Below are 829 nucleotides of genomic sequence, written 5' to 3'. Positions count from 1 at the left end.
GAGCAAGCTCGCTCCTACATGTTAATAGCTGGTCTCGGGCAAGCTGGCGATGATCGAGCGATAGCTGTTCATTCGCTGCTGCTGCACGCGGCCGTCTTCCAGTGCCTTGAGCAGGGCGCAACCCGGCTCGCGGTCATGTTTGCAGTCACGGAAGCGGCAGGTGCCGATCAAGTCGTTGAACTCGATAAAGCCCGCTTCAACATCGGCACGGCTCACATGGCCCAGGCCGAATTCACGGATGCCGGGGGAGTCGATCAACTCGCCGCCGCCCGGAAAGTGGAACAATCGCGCGGTGGTGGTGGTGTGGGTGCCCTGGCCGGACAGCTCCGACAGCGGGCCAACACGGGTTTCGACTTCCGGCAACAGGCTGTTGACCAGGGACGACTTGCCCACGCCCGACTGGCCGACGAACACGCTGATGCGCCCGTCCAGTTCAGTCTGTAACTGTTCCATGCCATTGCCGTGATGCGCCGAGACTTCCAGCACCGGGTAGCCGAGGGTGCGGTACACCGCCAGCAACGCGTTGAGCGCCGGGGCGTTCTGTTCGTCGATCAGGTCGAATTTGTTCAGCAGCAACAGCGGGCGAATGCCGGCGTGTTCGGCCGCTACCAGGTAGCGGTCGATCAGGTTGGCATGGGGCTCGGGCAGTGGCGCGAAGACAATGACGATCATGTCGACGTTGGCCGCTACCGGCTTGAGCTGGCCACGGCTGTCGGGGCGACGCAGTTCGGTGGTGCGCGGCAACTGGGCGACGATCACGCCGATGCCCTGGTTGCCGGCACGCCATACCACCTTGTCGCCGGTCACCAGCGCAGGCAGGTTGGCGCGC

General features: G+C 64.1%; 1 protein-coding gene. It reads right to left on the bottom strand.

The features are described 5' to 3' along the window. Window positions 1–21: 21 nt before the first annotated feature. Window positions 22–829 (bottom strand): small ribosomal subunit biogenesis GTPase RsgA (rsgA, locus tag HX846_RS35900; RefSeq protein WP_178967312.1); only part of this gene is annotated, 808 nt, incomplete at its 5' end.

This window comes from Pseudomonas sp. K5002 (assembly GCF_013386655.1).
Taxonomy (GTDB): Bacteria; Pseudomonadota; Gammaproteobacteria; order Pseudomonadales; family Pseudomonadaceae; genus Aquipseudomonas.
The sequence above is the reverse complement of the archived record's forward strand: the minus strand, read 5'-3'. Positions and strand labels throughout refer to the sequence as shown.